This is a genomic window from Mediterraneibacter catenae (assembly GCF_008691045.1).
GTDB classification, from domain to species: domain Bacteria; phylum Bacillota; class Clostridia; order Lachnospirales; family Lachnospiraceae; genus Mediterraneibacter; species Mediterraneibacter ornithocaccae.
In genome coordinates, this window is sequence record NZ_VMSO01000008.1 from 65,922 (window position 1) to 80,660 (window position 14,739).

Sequence of the window (14,739 nt, forward strand, 5' to 3'; positions counted from 1 at the left end):
TAAATCAGATTATCACATCATTTTAATAATAATTAATAATATTTAACAATCTGAATTTTATCAAGTGACGAGTTTTAAGGATTATTCAGGACTTACCTGTCAGACGTCTTTTTCTTTATTAATAATATTTTTTCTTTTTTTATTAATTTTTCTTTTTTCAGAACGTGGATATGAAGTTGTCCCACGCACCACGAGCTTAGGTTCATACTCTACGTGATAGATACTGACCGGTTCGATCTCTGTATACTTTTTGATGCGCGAATTCATCTTTTTCATAATGATATCGCATGCATCCATTCCCTTATATATGACAAAGTGTTCGATTGTCGTAAGGGAAACTTCTTTTACTTTTGCAAACAGTGTATTGTCACACCCCATGACGGACATATCTCCGGGAACTCTGTATTTCTCATCATAAAGCGCATCCATAATTCCGAATGCGATCATATCGTTGAGTCCCACAATGGCAGTCAGCTCCGGATGCTCTTTTAAAAGTTCCTTGGTCAGATCATACCCGATCCTGTATTCTGAGTCTATTCCCGGCACATCCTTGTCAATCTGCTCGTCCGCGGCTTTGATCACCACGTTTTCTTTCAAACCCGCACTCTGGAACTCCTTCAAAAACCCCTCCACTCTCTTGGAGCGCTGTTTCTGTCTCACAGTAAGCGGCGGAGCGATATATCCGACCTTCCGGTGGCCGAGTTCAAGCAGATGGCGGGCCATCAAACGGCCGAGTTTGGAATTATCCAGCTCAACCGCGTCCACACTCAGCTTTTCGTTCTGATTGTTTATGACTACGACCGGAATCCTCTTTGACAGATCTTCCACCTGCTCCATAAAGCACTGGCTCGGGTTGCACATGTAGATGATTCCCTGCGGATTGAGCGATGATATCATTTTCAGATACCTCTCTTCAAGCTTCAGGTCTCTCTGCGTGTTGCACACAAAGATTCCAAATCCCTGTTCTGCGGCTCTCGACTCGATTCCCTGAAGCAGCATAACATAGTACGGGTTCGTAAGATTCGGGCTGATGACTACGAGCAGATTCTGACGGCGCTCCTCCCTGCGCTTTTTGCGCTTCGGAAGTTCATACCCCAGCTCCTGTGCCGCTTCCTCCACTTTCCGGATAACATCTTTTGAAAATGAAACGTTATATTTCTTATTTAATACCATCGAGACCGTGGCCTGCGACACTCCGGCGCGTTTTGCCACATCCGATGACGTCACTTTCTTACCGCTCATGTGAACCTCTCATATCAATCTGTCAAAATGCTGTATATCCTGCATATGCTACAGTTCTGTCCTTCCTTCCAGTGCTCTCAGAAGTGTAACCTCATCAATATACTCCAGATCTCCGCCCACGGGAACACCGCTGGCGATCCTGCTCACTTTGATTCCCGCCGGTTTGATAAGCTTGCTGATATACATAGCTGTCGTCTCTCCTTCAAGACTTGAATTCGTGGCAATAATAACTTCATCCACATCTCCCTGCAGACGCTCCATCAGCTCTTTTAACTTAATATCACCGGGGCCGATCCCCAGCATCGGAGATATTGCTCCGTGAAGTACATGATAGACGCCGTTATATTTTCCCGTCTTTTCATAGGCCGCCAGATCTCTCGGAGTCTCGACAACCATGATCGTCTTCTTATCTCTGTCCGGATTACTGCATATCGGGCAGGTCTCGCGGTCTGTAAGAGTGCAGCACACTTTACAGTATCTCACATTCTTCCGGGCATCCACTATAGTTCTGGCAAGTTCTTCAACCTGGTCTACAGGCATATCGATCACATGAAATGCCAGTCTCTGTGCCGACTTGTTCCCGATGCCCGGCAGTCGGGAAAACTCTTCGATCAGCCGGCTGATCTGATTACTATAATAATCCATCTTTAGAACATCCCCGGAACACCGCCGCCGAGTCCGCCTGTCAGCCTGGACATTGCAGCTCCGCTTTCTTCTTCCACTTTGCGAAGTGCCTCGTTCGTCGCCGCAACGATCAGATCCTCGAGCATCTCGATATCATCGGGATCGACTACTTCTTCGGCAAGTTTTACTTTCAGCACTTCACGCTTGCCGGAAACAGTCACTTCAACTGCTCCGCCGCCAGCTGTAGCTGTAAATTCTTTTGCCTCAAGTTCTTTCTGCTGCTCTTCCATCTGGCGCTGCATGCGCTGCGCCTGTTTCATAAGGTTTGCCATGTTCCCCGGCATTCCGCCGCCCGGAAATCCTCCTCGTTTTGCCATTATCTAATCCTCCACTGTTATCTCCATGTTGATCTTCTGTTCTATATCTACGAATGTATCTTCAAAATGCCGTCCTTCTTCCACATGCCGCACTTCTACTTCCACTTTCTTTCCGATCCGCTCTTCGATCAGGCTCTCCAGTTCCTGCACATGATCCTCTCTTCCGACCACACTTTCAGCCAGAGCGTCCGGAAGCACGATCATCAGTCGGTTATCTCCGCCGAGACTCAGCCGTGCTTTCTTCAGATAGCCCCTGACCATACCTGATGCTTCACCGGCGATGGAACGGAAGTTTTTAACCACCTCCTGCACATCTTCAGGGATCGCATTGGGCAGCTCACGCGGAACTCCTGCTCCGCCCACTCCCTGCGCCCCGTAAGATCCGCCCGGGACACCCGCCTGTCCGTAAGCTCCCTGATCCTGCATATATCCGTTTTGGCCGGGTCCGGCATATCCGCCCTGTGCCTGCAGGCCGGCTCCGATGCCTTTCTCTACCTTCTCCTCCACCGCGCGGATACGATCCAGCAGAGAATCCTGTGTGCTCTCCATTGCCGGAGTACACAGCTTGATAAGAGCCACCTCGAGCATCACTCTCTTCTGAGTCGCGTATTTGAGCTGATTGGACAATTCGGAAAAAATGCGGATGTAGCGGAACAGCATATCCGGCTCTGTCATCTGTGCTTCTTCCTTCAGCTGTGCCAGATTTTCCGTCGATACATCCAGAACATCCTCTATATTATCAGAAGTTTTTACCAGAAGCAAGTTCCTCAGATACCATGTAAAATCAGCCGCCAGCTGGGTCAGTTCGCGTCCCTGCATGACAAGGTCATCCACCACATCCAGCACTCCTGCCACATCTCTCTCGATCACCTTGCGCAGCAGCCGGCTGAACACATCCGTATCTACAGCTCCGAGAACTTCCAGTACATTATCATATGTCAGCTTCTGCCCCATATAAAACGCAATACACTGATCCAGAAGACTCAATGCATCACGCATGGAACCGTCCGCAGCCTTCGCGATGTATCGGAGCGCCTTGTCCTCCACATCGACATGTTCTGCATCCATAAGCTCTTTCATCCTGTCTGTGATCGTCTCGATGCTGATCCTCTTGAAGTCATAGTGCTGGCACCGGGACAGAATGGTGATCGGAATCTTGTGGACCTCTGTAGTCGCCAGTATAAAGATGACATACTCGGGCGGCTCCTCAAGCGTCTTTAAAAGTGCGTTAAATGCTCCTATGGACAGCATATGCACCTCGTCGATAATGTAGACCTTGTACCGTCCCTCTGTCGGGCGGTACGCCACCTCCTCACGGATTTCTCTGATATTATCGACACCGTTGTTGGACGCTGCGTCGATCTCGATCACATTCATGGAAGTACCTGCTGCAATAGATCTGCACGTCTCACATTCCCCGCAGGGACTTCCATCCACCGGATGTTCGCAGTTCACCGCTTTCGCAAATATCTTCGCCACCGTTGTTTTCCCGGTTCCTCTGGTTCCGCAGAAAAGATACGCATGTCCGATACGGTTTGCCTTGATCTGGTTCTGCAGTGTTGTAATGATATGGTCCTGCCCTTTCACATCCGCAAACTCGGACGGGCGGAACTTTCTGTAAAGTGCCGTATACGACATGAATCACACCTCTTCTAACTTTTTTACGCAGGTCAGCGCACTTTTGTATTCCAGCTGCGCCAGCCTGCGTATATTTTTTATCTTACTCGTCACCAAAGCTGATGCCTGTCATCCTTGCCTCTTTGATCAGGCCGCACTTTGGATCTACCGTCTTTAATTTGCCTGCCACTTCCGCCAGCGGTACTTTCGTCGTCTCTCCGTTCTTCATGGCTACCATGTAACCGTATTTCTCTTCCAGAATAAGCTCAGCAGCTTTCGCACCTACTCTTGTCGCGAACACTCTGTCATACGGACACGGGGATCCGCCTCTCTGTGTATGTCCCGGAACTGTAATGCGCACCTCTTTATCTGTCTCTTTCTGGATCTGCTCTGCGAGTTCATAAGCTATAGACGGGTATTTTCTCTTTGCCAGCTTCTCTTTATACTCTTTCTTGGACAGTTTAGCATCTTTCTTTGAGATAGCGCCCTCTGCCACCGCCAGGATCGTAAACGGCTTGCCCGCTTTGCTGCGTCCGTCGATTACTTTCTTGATTGCTTTGATGTCATACGGAATCTCCGGAAGAAGGATGATGTCCGCGCCGCCTGCAATACCTGCATGAAGAGTAACATGTCCCACTTTATGTCCCATAACCTCGATAATGAAGACACGGCTGTGGGATGTAGCTGTCGTATGGATCCTGTCGATCGTATCTGTTGCAATGTCTACAGCACTCTGGAAGCCGAATGTCATATCCGTTCCCCACAGGTCATTGTCGATGGTCTTCGGCAGTGTGATGACATTGAGCCCTTCTTCTCTCAGAAGGTTGGCTGTCTTGTGTGTGCCGTTTCCTCCGAGAATAACAAGGCAGTTCAGGTTCAGCTTATGATATGTATGCTTCATAGCCTCTACCTTGTCAAGACCGTCCTTGTCCGGTACTCTCATCAGTTTGAACGGCTGTCTGGATGTACCGAGGATCGTACCGCCCCGCGTCAGGATCCCTGAGAAATCTTTGGATGTGAGCATACTGAAATCAGCATAGATCAGACCTTTGTATCCGTCTTTGAAGCCGTATATCTCAACGTCGTCTCTCTTGGAACACACTCCTTTTACGACACCTCGCATAGCTGCATTGAGCGCCTGGCAGTCTCCGCCGCTTGTCAACATTCCGATACGTAACATATCATATTTCCTCCTTTATTACGCCGCCGCCTGATTCTGCCTGTTCCATGCAGTTCTGAGCGATCCTGTAGATAACAGAATAAGCAGCCGGCTTTTTTCCGACTGCTTATTATTATACCCCATTTACGAATTCCATTCAATAACAGGGCACGCTTAAATATCGAACTATTGATGAACGTTACAGTTCATACTGTAATCTATGAATTACAGTCTCTTAAGAAGAGCCTCTCTCTGCTCTTCATATCCCGGTTTACCGAGCAGTGCGAACATGTTCTTCTTGTAACTCTCCACACCCGGCTGGTTGAACGGATTAACGCCGAGTAGATATCCGCTCACACCGCATGCAAACTCGAAGAAGTAGAACAATTCGCCCAGATAGAATTCATTCTGTTCCGGAATCTTAACCATCAGGTTCGGAACATTTCCATCTGTATGTGCAAGGATCGTACCGTTCATCGCACTCTTATTGATAAAATCAACATCTTTTCCTGCAAGATAGTTCAGGCCGTCCAGATCAACAGGCTCTTCATTGATAATGATCTCTTCTCTGGACTTCTCTACATTGAGTACAGTCTCATACATAATTCTGCTGCCGTCCTGGATGAACTGTCCCATGGAGTGCAGGTCTGTTGTAAGGTCTACAGATGCCGGGAAGATACCCTTCTGGTCCTTGCCCTCGCTCTCGCCATAGAGCTGTTTCCACCACTCGGATACATAGTGCAGGCTCGGCTCATAGTTTGCAAGAACCTCTACCGATTTGCCTTTTCTGTGAAGGATATTTCTTATTGCCGCATACTGCATTGCATCGTTCTCTGCAAAATCATTCTCGATCGCAGCTTTTCTTCCCGCTGCCGCACCTTCCATCAGTTTGTCGATGTCAGCGCCGCTTACAGCGATTGGGAGAAGCCCTACTGCTGTCAGCACAGAGAAACGTCCTCCTACATCATCCGGCACTACGAATGTCTCATATCCTTCTTCTGTGGCAAGATTCTTGAGTGCTCCCTTTGCTCTGTCTGTTGTCGCATAGATTCTCTTAGCCGCTTCCTCTTTGCCATATTTCTTCTCCATGATCTCTTTGAATACACGGAATGCAATCGCAGGCTCTGTAGTTGTTCCTGATTTGGAGATCATGTTAATCGAGAAATCTCTGTCTCCAATCACATCGATCAGATCTTTGATATAAGTGCTGCTGATGCTGTTTCCTACAAAATAGATCTCCGGAGATTTGCGGATCTCTTTGGATACTACATTTGCAAAAGAATGTCCGAGGAACTCGATGGCAGCTCTGGCTCCCAGATAGGAACCGCCGATTCCGATCACAAGAAGGACTTCTGAATCCTCACGGATCTTCTCCGCCGCTTTTTTGATGCGGGCGAACTCTTCTTTGTCATAATCAACCGGGAGATCGATCCATCCAAGGAAATCATTTCCTGCTCCGTTCTTTGCGAGCAGCTTATCCTTCGCCTGTGCGGCAAGCTCGCTCATGTACTGCATCTCATGGTCCTGTACAAAACTGGATGCCTTTGAATAATCAAATGTTACTTTGCTCATCTTAATCCTTCCTCTCTGATATTCTCTGATATCAATATCATCATTTGAATCCCGGCAATGGCAGACGTAAGCCGATGCCGATACTCTATGCATATTTTAACAAATCTGTATACCTTATTCAAGTTAAAAGCAATTATGCCAGAAATTCTTCCAGTATCTGCCGGATCGCCTCCTCTCTCAGAGCCGGTCTGTCGTCGTCCGTCCGGCCTTGTGCCGCCTGGCGGACTGCCTCTCTCGCCGCCTCGCCTTTCGCGGTGTTTCTCGGTTCACCCTCGATGTTGATCGGAAGTCCGTTTCCCTCGGCTGCTTTCTTTCCCCTGTCAAATCCCCTGTCGCTCCGTCCGGACGCTTTATCATTGCCGGACGAATTTTTATCTGCCGCTGCCTGCAGTCTGTCATTCTCTGATAACAATCTTTCTTCACCCGCCGACAGCCTTGCTGTTCCTCCAGTCGGTTCTGTATCGGCCGGAATATCTGCTCCCGCATATGCCGGTTCCGCCAGATTTTTAGCTGCTCTTCCGGTCCTCAGGCTTCTTCCCCCTCGCCCCGTCTTAGCTTCCTGCCTCGCATAATCCGTATTTTCTTCCACGTTCTGTGTATTTTTCGCACTTCCTTCCGCAGATATTACATCGATAAATTCCCTCTCTCTTGCACTTTGCCGTTTCAGGCGGAACGTGCATATATTTTCAAGGTAATCTATCATATACATCTTCACTGCGTTTACCTTATACGGCTCATCGCTCAGGCGCATAACTACGGAAAGCAGCACCACCTCAGCGATTCCCGCAGCAATATATTGATAAACGGATTCCGAGAACCCGGAATAAAAGTAAAGTACCGACGCGCCGAGGGCCGCCAGTATCCCGGCAAACCATACAGATAAAATCTCTATCTGTCTCCATGTATGTATGCGGAACACAAATCCGCGATATTCATAAATATATTTTTCCACAAACGCATCAATATTTTCCACTGAATCGCGGATCATACATGCGTGTTCGTACTTTGATCTTACAAGCTTTATCAGTCTGTGCGTGCTCTTCGGCATGTTTCCTGCCGCCTTCACCAGCCTGTACAGAGTGAACTGATTGATGATCTTGGCCAGAATCCCCAGTACCCCGACAGCCGCCATCAGATATGCAATGACGCTGGTATCTGCTGCTAATCCCTGTAACATAGCAAACCCTCCTGTTATATAATTCTCCCACAATGCTCCCTCGTGCATCGGCTGATGCACCTGTCCTTATCGACGGTTCGTATTGTGTTTGTCGTCATTATAGTCCATTGCGGGCAGGTTGTCCGCAAAAACCGTTCTACATATTTCTACACAGGGCGGCTGTCCGCTTTTTACATTCCGGCATTTTTTTCAAGCTCTTAAGGACCTAATATCAACCTGGAAATCATTGATCCGAAGTGCTTTTATCTTCATATTTATTGGGGATTTTCCTTCCGGACTGCAGATGTCATATCGGGTCATGTTCACACGAAAGCTGACGCACAAAAATTTTGATTCGTTGAATTTTCTTTTTCAATTTGTTATAATGTCCTCTGCACATAACGGAATGCTTTCGGAAACTTCTCTTAAAACTGTGCGCAGAGGGCTTTCCGCGTCTGTTTCGAAAGATAAAGGAGGTGTAACAGATGGATTATCAGCCGAAAGGTGTTTGTTCACGGCAGATTCATTTTGATATTATAGACAACAAAGTGAGAAATGTGTCCTTCAAAGGTGGATGTCATGGAAACCTGCAGGGCATATCACGCCTGATCGAAGGAATGGATGTAGACGAGGCAATCTCCCGCATCGACGGAATCAAGTGCGGATTCAAATCAACATCCTGTCCGGATCAGCTTGCACAGGCATTAAAACAGGCAGTCGGTAAATAACCGGCTGCCTTCTGCATCTTACAGTTCAACAATCTAACTGTTTCGTTATTGAATTCTTATTCTGAACATGGGATAATAAATACTGATATAAAAAACTCCCCCCATTAAGCCCTGAGAGCAGCCGCCATATGTACAGCCTATATTTTGTGGTGTTTCTCGGAACAGGTTACTCAAATATTTAATTAATCTGATTGTTAATAGTTTCCGTGGCGCACTTGGCGGCTGCTCTCAGGGTTTAATGGAGGGTAATATTCAGTTGCTATTTATGGAAGATAAATTCCATCTGTTACAGATGCTGTTTCATCATATGGAAAATCATCATAATCTCCTGCTATATGATTTGCTCGAACTCTATAATAATGTCCTCTGTCAACTTTCACAGATTTTGCCGTAGAAAGGAAGTAGTCATCATGGGTCTCTTCTACCCACCAAGCAACCTGTCCCCAGCCATCTTCTTCTTCAATGTACTCTTCCACATAAACTAATGTTGCTATGTAGTCTACTTGCTTATTAGCTGTAGTAGCAGCATAAGCATATACCCTCGTCAATCCTGCTTTAGAAATTGTACTTTCTCCTGTCATAAGATATTCACCTCTTAAAAGTGATGAGGATGAATATCCTGTCGAACTTTCATCCATGGTAAGAGCCGAACCATCTACTACCTTTAACTCTTCTGCTTTAACCTCAAATGCTGATATCGTTGTTATAGTACATAAAATTACCATGCTACACAAAATTGATAAAAATTTCTTTTTCATTTTTCTCATTCCTATAAATACATTTTTGCGCTTCTATTTATTAAACAACTAACTTTAGAAAAACTTACGTGTTTCCATCATAAAAAAATAAATTTTCTATCATTTTATTAAATTCACTTTTTTCCATTGTTCCTATTAGCTGATATTGTACATCTTTATATTCAAATTCGGCCACATACCTGTTTTTCTCATAATTTGTAACTCTATACTCTTTTATTTCTACGATGACCTTATCTTCTATCTTTATTTGATATTCGTCTATTACTTCATCCACTTCTGTCCTTCCATATGATGAATCTGTATTGTTCATATACATAGAGTATCTTGTAATTTGCCCATTATATTTATAAAATAAAACAGCTCTGCTCTGTTCATCATCTAATTCATGCCCTATAAAAATCATACCTTTAGGCATATATCCAAATCTTACAGGTAAAATCCCCATTTCTTTTCTTATTTTGTTATACACTTGTACTTCGTCCAAATCTGCTGCTTCCTGAGCATCCATATTTTCTACATTAACAACTGATAATTCTTCATCTCCCGCGACTCTTTCCCATAGTACCTTCCAATACGACTTGCTCCCCGTACCGGTTATCACACTTCCGCATACAAGAATAAGCACAGCCGCAAGCGCCAGAAAGAGACGGCGTTTTTTCCTGCTGCGGTGCACCACTTTTTTGATTCTCTTATCATATTCGTATTCCTGTATTTTATTGAAAAGAGAAGTTTCCATATCTTCGGACACTTTAATATCATCCAGATCATCTCTGTTCCGGACTTCTTCTTCTATCTTCTGTGCCTGTCTGTCGACTTCTTCTTTCAGTGATAACTTTTTAAGTTCTTTCATTCTTTACACCTTTTCTGTCCTATCTTTTCCTTGACTTTTCATCAAATAAGGTTAAGATGAAATTAGCTTTAATACGATTTGGAGGTTACTTTTTATGAAACGAATCATTTTAACCGGCGGCGGTACCGCCGGACATGTTACTCCGAACATCGCCCTGATTCCCAAACTCAAAGATCTGGGATATGATATCCAATATATCGGTTCATACAACGGCATTGAAAAGGAACTCATCGAACCATTCGGTGTTCCTTACCACGGAATTTCTTCAGGCAAACTTCGCCGTTATTTCAGCGTACAGAATTTCACAGATCCGTTTCGGGTATTAAAAGGCTTCGGTGAAGCCAAAAAACTGATCAAGGATCTGAAGCCTGATGTGATCTTCTCTAAAGGTGGATTTGTATCTGTACCCGTTGTACTAGCTGGCAAACAATGCAAGGTCCCGGTAATCATACACGAGTCGGACATGACTCCCGGTCTTGCTAATAAAATAGCAATTCCGTCCGCAGTAAAAGTATGCTGTAACTTTCCTGAAACTCTGGACGCTCTTCCGAAGGGGAAGGCTGTTCTTACAGGATCTCCGATCCGTCAGGAACTTATGTCGGGAAATAAAATCGCAGCTATGGATTTCTGCGGCTTTACTGCAGACAAGCCCGTCATCCTCGTGATCGGCGGAAGTCTCGGATCTGTCATCGTAAACAATGCAGTTCGCAAAAGCCTGCCGGACCTGCTGAAAGACTTCCAGATCATCCACCTCTGCGGTAAAGGCAAGATGGATGACTCACTGAAGGATACAAAAGGCTACTGTCAGTTTGAGTATATCAAAGACGAGCTCAGGGATATCTTTGCTCTCGCTGATATCGTGATTTCAAGAGCCGGTGCAAACGCCATCTGTGAGCTGCTTGCTCTCCGTAAGCCCAATCTTCTGATCCCGCTTTCCGCCAAGGCGAGCCGTGGTGATCAGATATTAAACGCTCGTTCTTTTGAGCGTCAGGGCTTCAGTATGGTGCTTGAAGAGGAAGAGCTTACTGATGTCTCCCTCGTCTCTGCAGTTCATGAACTTTATGACAATCGCGGAACCTTCATTGATGCAATGAGGAATTCCGATCAGCAGGATTCCATCGATACGATTGTTTCTCTGATCGAAGAGGCTGCATCCGACAGGTAATCTTTTTGATATTACCTGTTTCTCAGCAGGTGTCTGTCCGGCACCTGCTGATTTTTTCATTCTTTTCGGTTCATCTCTTCGTATTCTACACCGTATGTCTTTCTGATCCACTTCTTTGCTCTGTGCAGTATACTATGTAAAACACCCAGACGGATATCCATCATTTGAGCAACTTTCTCCTGCGGTATTTCCATGTAATATGCAAGGAACACTGCTTCATACCACCGTGGATTTTTCTCCATCAGACCTTGGAAAATCCTGTCGTGAAGTCTTGCTCTTTCCCGTTCCAGTTCATTTTCCGCATATTCCTCTTCTGTACTCTCCCGGTATGGTTCGTCGTCCGTATACTCTTCATCATCCACAGATAATATTTCACGGTCATGTTTCTTCTTATAATTCAATGCCGCATTTTTCGCAGTTGTAAAGAGCCACGCCGACAGATTTCCTCCTTTGAGATCATCAAATTTTGTGTACAGTTTCAGAAAAGTATCCTGAGTAATGTCTTCTGCCACATCGTAATTGTTACCTGAATAAATGTATGCCGCTTTCAGGACGAGATTCTTATACTTCTCATAAATCTCGTTAAATTCACGATTACCTGTCAACATAATTACTCCGGTTTATTTCATTTTTTCCAATATCTCATTTTTCACTTCTTCGGTCAGTTCTCCTACTTTCCATTCCAGTCCCACCTGATCATCTTTATATCTCGGGATCAGATGCATATGGAAATGAAATACTGTCTGACCTGCACACTCCTCATTGTTCTGTACGATATTGTACCCGTCACAGCCAAGCACATCCGTCATCTTCTTCACCATTTTTTTCGCAAGTACCATTGCTTTAGCAAGCACTTCTTCATCAATGTCGTACAGATTTCTGAAGTGGTCTTTCGGGAGGATAAGTGCATGTCCCTTTGATGCCGGACCCAGATCAAGAATTACTCTGAAATCCTCATCCTCATAAAGTGTCGCAGACGGGATCTCCCCTGCTGCAATTTTACAGAAAATACAATCTTTGTCTCTCATGATCATTCCTCTTTTCCACAGATTATTTATGTTAGTAGTATAGACCATTTTCTGGAAAAAGAGAAGTTTTTGTTTTCGTTGAAATCAGCGTCGAAATTGGTCGAACGAATTTTGTTGAATGTAAAGATTGTCCATGATACACTGAAAGATAGTGGATACTTCTCTGTATTTTTATCAATGTCAGGAAAGAAGGGATTACTATGCTCAATAATATAGATATTAATCAGATGAACCGTTTAATGGAAGAAAATAAAGACGCAAAACAGATCATAACCCAGCTTCTGGAAAATCATCACACTTCCGTATCTATGATTGCGCACGAAATCCGCAATCCTCTGACTCTTGTCTCCTCATCACTTCAGATCATAGAGGCTCAGCATCCCGAAGTCAAAGAATTCCATAACTGGAGTCAGACTATGGAAGATGTTCGTTTTATGTGCGACCTGCTGAACGAATTGTCCTCTTTTAATAACAGCAGCACTCTCCATCACTCTGTTTTTTCTATAGAAAAACTTTTGAAAAATATCGCAGTGTCTTTTGCAATTTCTCTGGACGCCGCAGACAGTCACATCGAGTTTTCTTCAAAGATCATACCCGGAATGGGTGATTTTACCGGAGATAAAATAAAACTGGAAGAAGTGTTCCTCAATCTTCTTCAGAATGCAAAGGACGCCGTTGGTGCTGAGGGCAGGATCTCATTGTCCGCCGAACGCAGAAATGATACAATTGTAATCTGCTGTCAGGACAACGGCTGCGGCATATCTGAAGACCAGATAGAAACGATATTTGATCCTTTCGTCACTTACAAGGAAAATGGTACAGGTCTCGGATTATCTTCAGCCAAACGGATCACTGAAGCACATGGAGGGACGATACAGGCTGAATCTTCTTCTGAATCCGGAACCGTTTTTACTGTCACTCTGCCTGTCTGACGGATCAGTATTTCTTTCTGTACAGAAGGACTGCAAGTATAAATCCTGAGATAACACCCCCGATATGTGCAAGATTATTCACACCACCGCTTGTAAATCCAAAGTAGAGGCTCAGTGCGACCATGAACAGCATCCCACGGCCAGAGAGCCTTCCCAGTCTTCCCCTGTTCGCGATCACAACATACAGAAGCGCTCCCATAAGGCCGAAAATGGCCCCTGATGCTCCGGCTGATACAGCCGGCTGCACTGACGAAATATCATAGATGAGCGAAACTATATTTCCTGCTATTCCGCTTCCTAAATAGATAATAAGAAAACGGATTTTGCCGATTTCCAGTTCCAGATTCCATCCCAATGCTCCGAGCAATACCATATTATTAAGCAGATGGCTGATACCAAAATGAAGGAACATACATGTAAATATCCTGTAATACTCGTGACCGTCAATGATATAAGGCTCATACATTGCTCCATGCTGCAGCATAAATAGTGCATCTTCAGTATCTCCAAATAATGTAAGGATGAAAAAAACTGCTGCATTTATAACGATCAACGCCACTGTGCATATGGCTTCCGGCTTCTGTCTCACTGATATCTCCTCTTTTCATTTATAATAATACTGCCATGTACTATCATCAGTATGACTGAACTGATACTCCACATTATAAATGTCCTTTAGCTCCATGTCCATCCATTTCCGTAATCAAGTCTTCCCAGTTTCCCCAGCGTCCTGTTTTTATTCTGTTTACCGCTTTTTTGAAAGTGCCGTATTTCCCGGTATCTTCTCTTACCATTTCAGTATCTGATTGTCTGTGATATATTTTTTCTTCTTCCTCATCTTCAGTATCTATAGAAAACACCGCATTCTCCGGCAGACTGCTCTGCGTGTCTATCATCCTTTTTTCTCTACTTACGGGCTGCTCCTTCCTTCTTTTCTGCTGTTCTTCCCTGCGCTTTGTTCTCTGTGCAGCTTTCCATTCTTTTTCTTCTGTCCGGCACTCTTCGATTATCTTTTTTAATTCATAATTTTCTTTCAGAGTCTCCTTATGCATTTTGTACACAAAGAAAATCCCGGCCGTATCCTGATAATCCAGGTTCTTAACAAAATATTCTGTCATTGTATGAAATGATGAGCACAAAGACTGTCTCATTTCTCCCGTTGATACCGGAAGATAACAGAATCTGAATTTTCCTCTTTCTAAAAATATAAGTTCAGGTGACAACAGGAGGCTGTCCGGATTTAACAGATGTTCCCTTACATCATCAACTGCTTCTATAAGGCTTTCAGTAAAACGTATAACGTCTTCTTTTCTCATCTCCTTTCCTTCGAATGCTTTCTTCATAGTAATTCCGCCATTGGTGCGGTATGTATATCTGCTCTGCCCGTCTCTCCCGCTGCCCTTCACTTTCAAAAGACCTGCAATATTATTGTGATTGAGCATCCTGAGTTGATAATTTTCTTCATACGGGACCGGAAGATCAACATGGATGTCCATATATTCCCAGTTATTTTCATATGTTACATTCACTT

General features: G+C 44.7%; 16 protein-coding genes. 3 read left to right on the top strand and 13 right to left on the bottom strand.

The window, feature by feature from the left end; genetic code table 11:
- Nucleotides 1-99: 99 nt before the first annotated feature.
- From FNY66_RS07835 to FNY66_RS07865, 7 genes are all read right to left on the bottom strand, one after another.
- Nucleotides 100-1,242: a LacI family DNA-binding transcriptional regulator gene (locus tag FNY66_RS07835; protein WP_150310769.1), complete on the bottom strand. Its 1,143-nt coding sequence runs from the start codon at nt 1,240-1,242 to the stop codon at nt 100-102.
- A 48-nt stretch (nt 1,243-1,290) separates the two neighbouring features.
- Complete coding sequence (recR, locus tag FNY66_RS07840; RefSeq protein ID WP_150310770.1) at nt 1,291-1,887, bottom strand: recombination mediator RecR; 597 nt, start codon at nt 1,885-1,887, stop codon at nt 1,291-1,293.
- Nucleotides 1,888-1,889: 2 nt separating this feature from the next.
- Complete coding sequence (locus tag FNY66_RS07845; protein WP_150310771.1) at nt 1,890-2,243, bottom strand: YbaB/EbfC family nucleoid-associated protein; 354 nt, start codon at nt 2,241-2,243, stop codon at nt 1,890-1,892.
- 3 nt (nt 2,244-2,246) lie between these two features.
- A complete protein-coding gene (gene dnaX, locus FNY66_RS07850; protein ID WP_150310772.1) occupies nt 2,247-3,881 on the bottom strand; it encodes a DNA polymerase III subunit gamma/tau in 1,635 nt (544 codons plus the stop codon).
- Between the two features lie 82 nt (nt 3,882-3,963).
- Complete coding sequence (locus tag FNY66_RS07855; RefSeq protein ID WP_087149841.1) at nt 3,964-5,040, bottom strand: 6-phosphofructokinase; 1,077 nt, start codon at nt 5,038-5,040, stop codon at nt 3,964-3,966.
- Nucleotides 5,041-5,244: 204 nt separating this feature from the next.
- A complete protein-coding gene (locus FNY66_RS07860; RefSeq protein WP_150310773.1) occupies nt 5,245-6,591 on the bottom strand; it encodes a glucose-6-phosphate isomerase in 1,347 nt (448 codons plus the stop codon).
- A 133-nt stretch (nt 6,592-6,724) separates the two neighbouring features.
- A complete protein-coding gene (locus FNY66_RS07865) occupies nt 6,725-7,768 on the bottom strand; it encodes a hypothetical protein (protein WP_150310774.1) in 1,044 nt (347 codons plus the stop codon).
- A 464-nt stretch (nt 7,769-8,232) separates the two neighbouring features.
- Between FNY66_RS07865 and FNY66_RS07870 the strand changes: the two genes are divergently transcribed.
- Nucleotides 8,233-8,475, top strand: coding sequence for a TIGR03905 family TSCPD domain-containing protein (locus tag FNY66_RS07870; RefSeq protein WP_087149844.1), 243 nt, complete (start codon nt 8,233-8,235; stop codon nt 8,473-8,475).
- Between the two features lie 263 nt (nt 8,476-8,738).
- Here FNY66_RS07870 and FNY66_RS07875 read toward each other — a convergent pair whose 3' ends face one another.
- Both FNY66_RS07875 and FNY66_RS07880 read right to left on the bottom strand, forming a co-directional pair.
- The gene (locus FNY66_RS07875; protein WP_150310775.1) at nt 8,739-9,233 is read right to left on the bottom strand and encodes a DUF6147 family protein; all 495 of its coding nucleotides are present in this window, start codon (nt 9,231-9,233) and stop codon (nt 8,739-8,741) included.
- 64 nt (nt 9,234-9,297) lie between these two features.
- The gene (locus tag FNY66_RS07880) at nt 9,298-10,083 is read right to left on the bottom strand and encodes a DUF4367 domain-containing protein (protein ID WP_150310776.1); all 786 of its coding nucleotides are present in this window, start codon (nt 10,081-10,083) and stop codon (nt 9,298-9,300) included.
- Between the two features lie 94 nt (nt 10,084-10,177).
- On the opposite strand from FNY66_RS07880, the gene FNY66_RS07885 reads away from it, so the two are divergent.
- Nucleotides 10,178-11,248, top strand: a complete 1,071-nt coding sequence (locus tag FNY66_RS07885; RefSeq protein WP_087149847.1) for an undecaprenyldiphospho-muramoylpentapeptide beta-N-acetylglucosaminyltransferase — start codon at nt 10,178-10,180, stop codon at nt 11,246-11,248.
- Nucleotides 11,249-11,304: 56 nt separating this feature from the next.
- Here FNY66_RS07885 and FNY66_RS07890 read toward each other — a convergent pair whose 3' ends face one another.
- Both FNY66_RS07890 and FNY66_RS07895 read right to left on the bottom strand, forming a co-directional pair.
- Nucleotides 11,305-11,856, bottom strand: a complete 552-nt coding sequence (locus FNY66_RS07890) for an RNA polymerase sigma factor (protein WP_087149848.1) — start codon at nt 11,854-11,856, stop codon at nt 11,305-11,307.
- A gap of 12 nt (nt 11,857-11,868) precedes the next feature.
- Nucleotides 11,869-12,276 (bottom strand): HIT family protein, encoded by a 408-nt coding sequence (locus FNY66_RS07895; protein ID WP_150310777.1) that lies wholly within the window; start codon nt 12,274-12,276, stop codon nt 11,869-11,871.
- A 200-nt stretch (nt 12,277-12,476) separates the two neighbouring features.
- On the opposite strand from FNY66_RS07895, the gene FNY66_RS07900 reads away from it, so the two are divergent.
- Nucleotides 12,477-13,208: a sensor histidine kinase gene (locus tag FNY66_RS07900; RefSeq protein WP_150310778.1), complete on the top strand. Its 732-nt coding sequence runs from the start codon at nt 12,477-12,479 to the stop codon at nt 13,206-13,208.
- A 4-nt stretch (nt 13,209-13,212) separates the two neighbouring features.
- Here the strand turns inward: FNY66_RS07900 and FNY66_RS07905 are convergent, their stop codons facing one another.
- Together FNY66_RS07905 and FNY66_RS07910 are read right to left on the bottom strand one after the other, a co-directional pair.
- Nucleotides 13,213-13,797, bottom strand: a complete 585-nt coding sequence (locus FNY66_RS07905; RefSeq protein WP_087149851.1) for a rhomboid family intramembrane serine protease — start codon at nt 13,795-13,797, stop codon at nt 13,213-13,215.
- Nucleotides 13,798-13,870: 73 nt separating this feature from the next.
- Nucleotides 13,871-14,737, bottom strand: coding sequence for a DUF6382 domain-containing protein (locus FNY66_RS07910; protein WP_150310779.1), 867 nt, complete (start codon nt 14,735-14,737; stop codon nt 13,871-13,873).
- Between the last annotated feature and the right edge of the window lie 2 nt (nt 14,738-14,739).

Bases quoted from the DNA above. Each gene is read 5' to 3' on its own strand.
- FNY66_RS07845 (WP_150310771.1), bottom strand. From the start codon at position 2,243: ATGGCAAAACGAGGAGGATTTCCGGGCGGCGGAATGCCGGGGAACATG.
- FNY66_RS07855 (WP_087149841.1), bottom strand. From the start codon at position 5,040: ATGTTACGTATCGGAATGTTGACAAGCGGCGGAGACTGCCAGGCGCTC.
- FNY66_RS07860 (WP_150310773.1), bottom strand. From the start codon at position 6,591: ATGAGCAAAGTAACATTTGATTATTCAAAGGCATCCAGTTTTGTACAG.
- FNY66_RS07875 (WP_150310775.1), bottom strand. From the start codon at position 9,233: ATGAAAAAGAAATTTTTATCAATTTTGTGTAGCATGGTAATTTTATGT.
- recR (WP_150310770.1), bottom strand. From the start codon at position 1,887: ATGGATTATTATAGTAATCAGATCAGCCGGCTGATCGAAGAGTTTTCC.
- FNY66_RS07885 (WP_087149847.1), top strand. From the start codon at position 10,178: ATGAAACGAATCATTTTAACCGGCGGCGGTACCGCCGGACATGTTACT.
- FNY66_RS07880 (WP_150310776.1), bottom strand. From the start codon at position 10,083: ATGAAAGAACTTAAAAAGTTATCACTGAAAGAAGAAGTCGACAGACAG.
- FNY66_RS07900 (WP_150310778.1), top strand. From the start codon at position 12,477: ATGCTCAATAATATAGATATTAATCAGATGAACCGTTTAATGGAAGAA.
- FNY66_RS07870 (WP_087149844.1), top strand. From the start codon at position 8,233: ATGGATTATCAGCCGAAAGGTGTTTGTTCACGGCAGATTCATTTTGAT.
- FNY66_RS07865 (WP_150310774.1), bottom strand. From the start codon at position 7,768: ATGTTACAGGGATTAGCAGCAGATACCAGCGTCATTGCATATCTGATG.
- dnaX (WP_150310772.1), bottom strand. From the start codon at position 3,881: ATGTCGTATACGGCACTTTACAGAAAGTTCCGCCCGTCCGAGTTTGCG.
- FNY66_RS07890 (WP_087149848.1), bottom strand. From the start codon at position 11,856: ATGTTGACAGGTAATCGTGAATTTAACGAGATTTATGAGAAGTATAAG.
- FNY66_RS07895 (WP_150310777.1), bottom strand. From the start codon at position 12,276: ATGAGAGACAAAGATTGTATTTTCTGTAAAATTGCAGCAGGGGAGATC.
- FNY66_RS07835 (WP_150310769.1), bottom strand. From the start codon at position 1,242: ATGAGCGGTAAGAAAGTGACGTCATCGGATGTGGCAAAACGCGCCGGA.